At 63.5% G+C, this 9,094-nt stretch carries 10 protein-coding genes and 1 pseudogene; 8 read left to right on the top strand and 3 right to left on the bottom strand.

Annotated features, from left to right (window positions below; all coding sequences use genetic code 11):
- From PGX04_RS29185 to PGX04_RS29170, 4 genes are all read left to right on the top strand, one after another.
- On the top strand, window positions 1–449 hold a 449-nt coding region (locus PGX04_RS29185; protein WP_465263855.1), incomplete at its 5' end, for an NOP5/NOP56 family protein.
- Window positions 442–1,074 carry a fibrillarin-like rRNA/tRNA 2'-O-methyltransferase gene (locus tag PGX04_RS29180; protein WP_273741696.1) on the top strand — a complete coding sequence of 211 codons (633 nt, stop codon included), beginning with the start codon at window positions 442–444 and terminating at the stop codon, window positions 1,072–1,074. The genes PGX04_RS29185 and PGX04_RS29180, both read left to right, overlap by 8 nt.
- A gap of 293 nt (window positions 1,075–1,367) precedes the next feature.
- On the top strand, window positions 1,368–1,589 hold the full coding sequence (locus PGX04_RS29175) for a hypothetical protein (RefSeq protein WP_273741695.1): 222 nt from the start codon (window positions 1,368–1,370) through the stop codon (window positions 1,587–1,589).
- Window positions 1,589–1,819: a hypothetical protein gene (locus PGX04_RS29170; protein WP_273741694.1), complete on the top strand. Its 231-nt coding sequence runs from the start codon at window positions 1,589–1,591 to the stop codon at window positions 1,817–1,819. The genes PGX04_RS29175 and PGX04_RS29170 overlap by 1 nt, the downstream gene beginning before the upstream one ends.
- A 40-nt stretch (window positions 1,820–1,859) precedes the next feature.
- Here PGX04_RS29170 and PGX04_RS29165 read toward each other — a convergent pair whose 3' ends face one another.
- Window positions 1,860–2,024, bottom strand: coding sequence for a phage repressor protein (locus tag PGX04_RS29165; protein WP_273741693.1), 165 nt, complete (start codon window positions 2,022–2,024; stop codon window positions 1,860–1,862).
- 70 nt (window positions 2,025–2,094) lie between these two features.
- Here PGX04_RS29165 and PGX04_RS29160 point away from each other — a divergent pair, with 70 nt between their 5' ends.
- From PGX04_RS29160 to PGX04_RS29150, 3 genes are all read left to right on the top strand, one after another.
- Entirely contained in the window at window positions 2,095–3,309 is a 1,215-nt protein-coding gene (locus PGX04_RS29160; protein WP_273741692.1) for an MFS transporter, read from the top strand.
- Window positions 3,310–3,508: 199 nt separating this feature from the next.
- The gene (locus tag PGX04_RS29155) at window positions 3,509–5,101 is read left to right on the top strand and encodes a fatty acid--CoA ligase (RefSeq protein ID WP_273741691.1); all 1,593 of its coding nucleotides are present in this window, start codon (window positions 3,509–3,511) and stop codon (window positions 5,099–5,101) included.
- Between the two features lie 88 nt (window positions 5,102–5,189).
- Complete coding sequence (locus PGX04_RS29150) at window positions 5,190–6,272, top strand: glutamate--cysteine ligase (RefSeq protein WP_273741690.1); 1,083 nt, start codon at window positions 5,190–5,192, stop codon at window positions 6,270–6,272.
- A gap of 132 nt (window positions 6,273–6,404) precedes the next feature.
- Here the strand turns inward: PGX04_RS29150 and PGX04_RS29145 are convergent, their stop codons facing one another.
- Window positions 6,405–7,724, bottom strand: a complete 1,320-nt coding sequence (locus PGX04_RS29145) for a dicarboxylate/amino acid:cation symporter (RefSeq protein ID WP_273741689.1) — start codon at window positions 7,722–7,724, stop codon at window positions 6,405–6,407.
- A gap of 365 nt (window positions 7,725–8,089) precedes the next feature.
- Between PGX04_RS29145 and PGX04_RS29140 the strand changes: the two genes are divergently transcribed.
- Window positions 8,090–8,824, top strand: a complete 735-nt coding sequence (locus tag PGX04_RS29140) for a helix-turn-helix domain-containing protein (RefSeq protein WP_273741688.1) — start codon at window positions 8,090–8,092, stop codon at window positions 8,822–8,824.
- A 30-nt stretch (window positions 8,825–8,854) separates the two neighbouring features.
- On the opposite strand, the pseudogene PGX04_RS29135 reads toward PGX04_RS29140, so the two are convergent.
- A pseudogene (locus PGX04_RS29135) lies at window positions 8,855–9,094 on the bottom strand (M24 family metallopeptidase); the annotation flags it as partial.

Genomic DNA, 9,094 nt, shown 5'->3' with positions numbered 1-9,094 from the left:
AGCTCCGAGAGTTCGTGCAGCGCCAGACGCCGGCCGTCGCGCCGAACCTCTCGGCGCTCGCCGAGCCCGTGCTGGCGGCTCGCCTGATCTCCCTCGCGGGTGGGCTCGAGGCGCTGGCCAAGAAACCCAGCGGGACGGTCCAGGTGTTGGGAGCTGAGGACGCGCTGTTCGCCCATCTCCGGGGGCACGCGCCCTCACCCAAGCACGGGATCATCTACACGCACGACGCGGTTCGGGGAACTCACCCCGAGAACCGGGGCTCCGCGGCGCGTGCGGTCGCGGGCAAACTCGCCATCGCGGCCCGCGTCGATCACTACTCGGGCGAGTCGAAGCCCGAACTCGAGGCCGAACTCGCAGAGCGGATCGAAACGATTCAGGCGCGGACGGTGGACGACGATGCGGACTCCGACGGTGGAAGTGCCGATACCGGAGGTGCCGACGATGAGTGAGCTTCCGGCGGGCGTCGAGCGCCGCGCGTTCGACGGGGCCGAACGGCTGGCGACTCGAGGGGAGCCCGTCTACGGCGAGCCCACCGACGGCGAGTGGCGTGCCTGGAACCCGAATCGGTCGAAGCTCGGCGCGATGCTCGAGCTCGGGATGGAGGCCGGCCTCGAAGGCGGCGAAACCGTGCTCTATCTGGGTGCCGCGAGCGGGACGACGGTGAGCCACGTCGCCGATTTCGCCGGCCCGACCTACGCCGTGGAGTTCGCCGCGCGGCCGGTTCGGGATCTGCTCGAGACGGCCGAGAGTCGGGATCGGCTCTTTCCGCTGCTGAAAGACGCCCGAAAGCCCGAGACCTACGCCCACGTCGTCGAGTCGGACGTGGACGTGATCGTCCAGGACGTGGCGACGCGCGGGCAGGCTCGGGTGGCGCTCGAGAACCGGCGCTTCTTGGCCGACGATGGACGGCTACTGTTGGCTGTCAAGGCTCGGAGCGAGGACGTGACTCGAGAGCCGTCGGCCGTGTTCGAGGACGTTCGCGAGGAGCTTTCGGCGGGGTACGAGATCGTGGAGACGCAGGGGCTCGAGGAGTATCATGCGGATCATCTCGGGATCGTGGCGCGGCCGCGGTGACTCGAATCACCGTCTCATTTGATCACGTGGCGACCGTGTTATCCGAATCGACTCCGTCTCCGTGACGTGAAAATCAGGCATTACAGAACGTGAGTCCACCGAAATACCCATATCATTCCACCTCCCAGACGGATATCGTATGGTCCGCTATGCCGAAGAGCCCTGCGCCGACTGTAGTGGGAAGAAGATCCGACGGGCAGACGGGTCGGAGTGGTGCCCGAACTGCGCGTTATTCGATCCGCGCCAGCAGGCCACGTGAGACGGCCGGCTGTGAGGGGAGCGGAGAGCGGCGAGTGACAGCGGACGCGACCCGCTGCGCACTTCCGTTTCCCGCCGATCAAATCCCGCACGCTTCCGTACTCGCGAGCTCTGGAGCGGCTCGACTGTTCGTCGCCCTCGAGACGAGAGTCGAGTACGCGGCGCTCGACGCGCGCGGACTAGCGCGCGAAGACGGACCGGGTCGACGATACGTCGACCAGAAGACCGATAAGACCCTCACGGAACGGGGTCACTAATGACAGCAGAGTCGCCCGGACGGCTCGCTCGCTCGACCAGTCTCCGGGACCATCCCGAACTGGTGGCTGTGGTCGTGATCGCGTCCGTCATCGCACTGATCGCGATCCGGTATCTCGTCGTCGACCGTCTCGGAATAGACGCGTCGACCTCGTACATGGCCGGCGCGTTCGTCGGGCTATTGATCGCCCAGTTCATACGGCGTCTCTGCGGCTGGTACGGCGTCGAGTGAGAGGCTACCGAACGGCCGGAACTGAAAGCGACGCGTGCTGCTATCGGCCGCCGGCCGGCTCGAGGCCCTTAGCGTCAGGTTCTCCGGCGAGATACTGCTCGCCGAGACCCGTGATCCCATCGTTTCCGTCGTCGATCCGAGTGACGAGTCCGTACTCGATGATACGTACTGTTCGGTGACTGCCGGAACCGAACCCCTCGCTCAACTCCCGGAAGCATTGGCCGCCTACGTAACTGAAACAACCCGAGTATTGCTAGGCATAGCAACGACTCACCGTGGCGCATCCGATACGGACGATCAGACGGTACGCGAAGGAGACGACGGGTGACCTGTGGGCCGGCGGGCGCGGCTGGATTCTCCTCGCCGTGGGTGCCGGGTGGGCGCTCTCTATCGGCGTGCGGTTCGTCTATCCCGCGCTCGTCCCCTACTTTCAGGACGACTTCGGGATCGGCCTGACCACGACCGGACTGCTGTTGACGCTGCTCTGGGGGTCGTACGCCGTCGGTCACGTACCCGGCGGGTTCCTCGGCGACCGAATCGGCGAGGGCAACGTGGTCGTCCTCAGCACCCTCATTTCGGCCGGAACCGTTCTCGTCGTCGCCACGGCGATAAACGTCTGGATGCTGTTCGCGGGAACGATCGTGTTCGGCCTCGCGACCGCACTCTACGGACCGACTCGGTTCACCATCTTCACGGACATCTATCCGGATCGGGCCGGCTCGGCCATCGGGCTGACGATGGCTGCGGGGAATATCGGCAACACGGTCTTTCCCGTCGCGGCGGCCGGTATCGCTTCGTACGCGACGTGGCAGTACGGAATCGGCGCGTTCAGTCCACTCTTTCTCGGCGTCGCCGTCGGACTCTGGATGGCCGTTCCGAACCGCACGTCGAGCGGGGAAAGCGCGGTCGACGAACTCTCGAGCGACACGCTCGCGCGGATCAGAAGTGGGATCACTCGCGAATCCATCCCGATCGTCGTCACGATTCAGGTCACCGCCTCGTTCGTGATACAGGGGTTTTCCTCCTTCTATCCGACGTATCTCACGGTGGCGAAGGGAATTTCTCCGGCGATAGCAGCGACGCTGTTCGGGTTGTTCTTCGCCGTCGGTGCGGTTATACAGCCCTTCTCGGGAACCATGCTCGACCGTTTCGGCGCGCGTCCGACGCTCGTCCTGTATTTCGGCGGCTGCGTCGCCGGGCTGTGGTTGCTGCCCTTCGTTACCGGTCTCGTCCCGCTCGTCGCGGTCACGGTTCTCATCAGTAGCTGGAACGGGTGCGGCGTGGTCACGCAGACGTATATCGCGGACTCGCTCCCCGACGATATGCAGGGAACGGGGCTGGGAACGTTGAAGGCGGGCTGGATGGTCGTCGGTGCGACGTCGCCCCTGCTCATCGGCACGCTCGCCGATTACGGCTCGTTCGACCACGGGTTCCTGCTCCTGGCTTCGGTCGGGACCGTCGGATTGGTGCTCTCGATCACTCGGCTCTAGGAACCCCGGCCGTTCGTCCCCGTCTTGATCGGAGTCCGGATCGGAAGCGCGAGCCGTTTCGGCTTCCGCTCACTCGACCGTGTATCGAGCGAGTACCGACAAATCAGACGTGAATCAGTCGATTTCGGCGCCGATTCGGCACTACCCGGTACGATCCTCACTAAAGAATATAAGGATATCCGTGGTACGCAGTCGTGGTATGTCTGACCATCCCACGATAGGCGACACCCTCGAGCAAACGGCCGATCGCTACCCCGAGCGCGACGCGATCGTCTATCCGCGGAAGGACCAGCACTGGACCTACGCGGCGTTCGACGAGCGGGTAAATCGGCTGGCCAACGCCTTGCTCGAGGCCGGAATCGAGACGGGAGACCGAGTCGCGACGGTGCTGTACAACGGCTCGGAGATGGCGCTCACCGTCTACGCGTGCGCGAAGATCGGTGCCGTCTTCACCCCGTTGAACTTCCGCCTCCCGGCGGGTGAGATCGAGTACATCGTCAACGACGCCGAGGCGAAGATGATCCTCTTCGAGTCCGAAACGCGGGAGGCCGTCGAGGGGGCTCGACCGAGCCTCGAGTCCGTCGCCGAGTACGTGTTCATCGACGACGACCGGAACGACGTGCCGGCGTACGCGAGCGGGTTCTACGACGTGCTCGAGTCGGGCTCGACCGACCGGCCCGACGTCCGCGTCGACGAGGACGACGTTTACGCCTTCATCTACACGTCGGGAACGACGGGTCGGCCGAAGGGGGTCGTCCACGAGCACCGGAGCATGGTCGAGCACGACCTGCTCTGTATCGCGGAGATGAACCTCACCCGCGACGACGTGGGTCTGTCGATGATGCCGCTGTATCACTGCGCCGAACTCCACTGTAACCTGTTCGCGCGGGTCCACCGCGGCGCGGCGAACGTCATCCATCACGAGTTCGAACCGCAGGCGGTGCTCGAGGCGATCGAAGACCATGACGTGACGCTCCTCTTCGCGGCACCGACCGCCTGGAACGCGCTCTCGATGACCGCCGCCGAGATGGACGTCGATCTCTCGTCGCTCCGGCTCGGACTGTACGGCGCGGCCCCGATGCCCGAACAGGTGCTCGAGAACTGCATGGAACACCTCTGCGAGGACTACGTCCAGGCCTACGGGATGACCGAGATCGGGCCAGCCGGAATCTTCCAGTCGGCGGCCGATCAGATCCCGAAGCAGGGCTCGGCCGGGCTGCCCGGGCTCAATCACGAACTGCGCATCGTCGAACCCGACGCGGATCCGGATCAGGTGGTCGACGAGGGCGAGATCGGCGAGATTCTGATCGCCAGCCCGTGTACGATGCGGGAGTACTGGAACCGCCCCGAGGCGACCGCGCAGTCGCTGCGCGAGGCCGACGGGACGACGTGGTACTACACCGGCGATCTCGGGTACCGCGACGACGACGGCTACCTCTACGTCGTCGACCGGAAGGACGACATGATCGTCTCCGGCGGCGAGAACGTCTATCCCGCCGAGGTCGAGGACGTGCTGTTCGCCCACGACGCCGTCGAAGAGGCGGCCGTCGTCGGCGAACCCGACGACGAGTGGGGTGAGACGGTCGCCGCCTACGTCGTCGGTGAGGGCGTCGACGCGGCCGCCCTCGACGAGTTCATTCTCGAGAGCGATCGGCTCGCCGACTTCAAGCGGCCGCGGACGTACTACTTCGTCGACGAACTGCCAAAGAATCCCAGCGGCAAGATTCAGAAGTTCAAGCTTCGCGAGGACGAAGCGGGCCTCGAGCCGGAGGCCGAAACCGTCGCGTCCTGATCCTCGCGCGAGAACCCTCGGCTCGAGGAGCCGGTCGGACGCACCGACTCCAAATCGTATTTATTATCGGCGACGAAAGCACGACACGATGGAACGCGGGTCGCGAGAATCGTTTACGCGCATGGGCACGCTGGGGATCGAAGAGGAGTGTTTCGTCGTCGACGCCGACGGCCGCCCGACCAGCGGGACCGACGAACTCGTCTACGAACACGACCCGCCCGAAATCCTCGAGGGCCGACTCGATCACGAACTGTTCAAATTCGTCATCGAGACCCAGACGCCGCTGATAGCGGACCCCGGTGATGCCCGCGACTCGCTACTCGAAATCCGGCGGGCGCTGGTCGAACACGCCGAGAACTACGGCTATCGCATCGCGGCTGCCGGTCTCCACCCGCTCGCGAAGTGGCAGGAACTCGAGCACGCGGAGAAATCCCGCTATCGCTCGCAACTCGACCGAATCCAGTATCCACAACACCGAAACACGACAGCGGGCGTCCACGTCCACGTCGGCGTCGACGACGCTGACAAAGCGGTCTGGATCGCCAACGAACTGCGGTGGTACGTGCCGATCATGCTCGCGCTCTCTGCGAATTCACCCTACTGGAACGGGTTCGATACCGGGCTCCAGTCGGCCCGAGCGAAGATCTTCGAGGCGCTGCCCAATACCGGTATGCCGACCCACTTCGAGGACTTCGAGGCGTTCGACCGGTTCGAGCGGCTGATGCTCGAGACCGAGTCGATCAACGACCGCGGCGAACTCTGGTACGACGTTCGGCCCCACACCGCCCACGGGACGGTCGAACTACGCACCCCTGACGGACAGGCGGATCCCGACATCGTGCTGGCGTTCGTCGAGTACGCCCACGCGCTCGTCGAGACCCTCGCGGAGGAGTACGAGGACGGCGCGAGCGGTCACCGGCACCGCCGGGAGCTGCTCGACGAGAACAAGTGGCGGGCGATCCGCCACGGACAGGACGCATCGTTCATCGACCGCGACCTCGATGGAACCGTCGATCTGGGAGAACTCGTCGACCGCGAGTGCGAACGCCTCGGTATCGACGGCATCAGAGACGTGTACGAACGGGAAAGCGGCGCAGATCGGCAACGCCGGCTGCTCGAGGAGGAGGGACCCGACGCGCTGTGTGAGTCGCTCATCTTGCAGACGCAGTAGGTTCGTGGCGGTCGCTCGAGGGCTGAGCGGCCGCGGATACCGCGTATAGCACCGATTATGAGTTCGCTATACGATCACCGATCGGTTCGTTTCGCTTCAGATACCACGGAGAGTCGTCCGTCGCGGGCTCGTTCAGTCGTCCGTCGCGCTCATGGGTTCTTCACCGAACTCGGCCGGTGTGTCGGCCCAGACGCCGTTCGTGAGATCGATCGCGTCGTTCCACTTCGCGACGGCCGTGGTCACTGCGAGGTCGCCTGCAATGTTGTTCATCGTCCGCAGGCGGTCGAGCAGTGGATCGATACCCGCGATCATCCCGATGACCTCGAGCGGGAGTCCGACCTGCGTCAACACCGCAGTCATCATCACGAGGCTTGCACTGGGAACGCCCGCGGTACCGATGCTCGCGAGGAGTGCAGTGAGCAGGATGGCGAACTGTTCGACCAGCGTCAGGGAGACACCGACCATGTTCGCGGCGAAGACCGCGACGATGCCGAGGTACATCGACGTCCCGTCCATATTGATCGTCGCTCCCAGCGGAAGTGAGAAGCCGTACACGCGCTCTTCGACGCGGAGGTTCTCGTCGGCATCCGACATCGAGACGGGAAGCGTTGCGGTGGACGACCGAATACTGAGCGCTGTGATGAGTGCCTCCTTGATACCACGGAGGAAGTCCAGCGGTGACGCACCGACGGCCCCTCGGATGAGCAGGAGAAGATAGACGAGGGTGATCTGGAGGCCGATAGCGATCACGAGAGTCAGGGAGAGCGTGAAGTACGCACGAATTGCTTGAACGCCGACTTCCCCGAACAACGCCGCCATCAGCGCGAACACACCGATGACGCCGAACTCCATAATCCCCCAGACGATTTTGAACATGACCTCCGCGCCGGCGTCGACGACGTCGAAGATGGTATCGATGCCGTTCCGGACCGCTGAATCCGGTTCGACTTCCGCTCGCACCATCGTCATTCCGAGGCCGAAGATGAGCGTGAAGAAGATGATCGCGAGGATGTTTCCTTCGGCCATCGCAGCGAACGGGTTCTCGGGAACGATACTGAACACTTGGTCCACGAGCGACGGCGTCTGTTCGGTCTGAACGTCCGTCTCCTCTACCGTCATCCCCGTGCCGGGATCGATGAGATTGCTCACACCCAGTCCCATCGCGATGGCAACGACCGTCGTGGCGATATACAGGAGTACGACCTGGCCGCCGATCCTCCCCAAATTCTTCGGAGAGAGTTCTCGTGACGCCATCAACAGCGTGAAGATAATGATGGGAACGATGATCATCTCGAGTAATCGAACGAACAGATCCCCGAGCGGCTGCAGTGACGTTGCCGGCTGACCGGCTATCAGTCCAACGAGGGCACCGAGAACGAACGCTGCTCCGATTCGATAAACGATCGGAACCGATCGATATCGTCGCCATGCCGACCGAAATAATCCAGCCATATCCTTCAATATAAAATTTTGGAATTAGGTAATAGTACTTCCGGATTAGAACGGTTTCATTCGCAGCATTGTAATAAATAGTCGCTCCCATACCGCGTAGAGAAACAAATCCGCGGCGAAATACGCTACATTGCGTTTATTTTCGGCCGTATACTGTTAACAAGTTACATCCGGACTCGGACTCGATCGGGAGGTCGAACTCTTCGGTCGTGTTCCGAGACGCTGATTCCAGACGAAGGCGAATGCCGTGAGAGAATACGTTGAAAACGCTACGCTTGACTCCCCTCAACCGTCTCTGACCACTGCCGAGTCGGCCCCACAAAGGTTTAACTCCGCTCGAGGCCTCGTCCTGTACGAGAACCCACATGAGTTCCGACGACACAGACGAGCATCCGGTCGATACCGACGACGGAGACGAATCGCTCGAGGGGCCGGACGAGTTCGTCGAGAGCGAGACCCGCCGGAGCCCGGCCGTCGAGGAGCTCGACCAGCGCATCGTCGACCTGCTCTCGTGGATCCTGGACACCGAAACCCGCGCGAAGATATACGTCTACCTGCTGGCGAACCCCGGAAGTACCTCCGAAGAGGTCGCGAAGGGGACTGGGCTCTATCCCAGCACGGTCCGCGAAGCGCTCGCGGAACTCCACGAGGAAGACCGCGTCACCCGCGAAAAGCGCGCCAGCGAGGGGGCCGGAAACAACCCCTACGAGTACACCGCGATCCAGCCCAGCGAACTCGTCGGGGGCGTCGTCGATCAGGTCCAGCAGGAGTTGAACACCATCTTCACGCTCGATCGCGTCCTCGACCGCGAGGGCGATCGCGACTCCCGAGCCGAACTCGAGGAGGAAGTCGAACCGGTGAAGATCACCGTCGACGACACGGCGCCGACGATCGACGGCGGCTCCGGGACGGAGACAGACCCCGAAACTGACCCCGACGCCGACGTCATCGAGTTCGAGGACGACATGCAGATCGACACCGTCGATACCGAATCCGACGGGTCCGATAGCCCCGACGAGTCTGACGAGTCCGACGACGACATCGTGGGCGATACAACTGACGAAAATGACGATTTCGACGCACGATCGAGCGACGAATAGGGTTCGACGGGTCTGCGTCCTCCCTCGTCGTTAGTCCTCGAGTTCGAGCACGTCCGGCCGCTCGAGTTCGACGTCCCGATCGACCGCGGAGACGGTCGTCGTCGGCCAGCGATCCGTCGCCGTTAGCGTCTCGATTTCTTCGTCGGTGACCAGTGCGGTATCCTCGCTCTTCGCGCCCTGCACCGTCGGGTTCCACGCGTAGGCCATCGGCGCTTCGACCGGCGCGTCGTGGTCCGGCGTGGCGATCCACTCGCGACCGGCGAAGCCGGC

It is taken from the genome of Natrinema soli (assembly GCF_028618695.1).
This window is presented reverse-complemented; position numbering and strand designations above follow the sequence as displayed.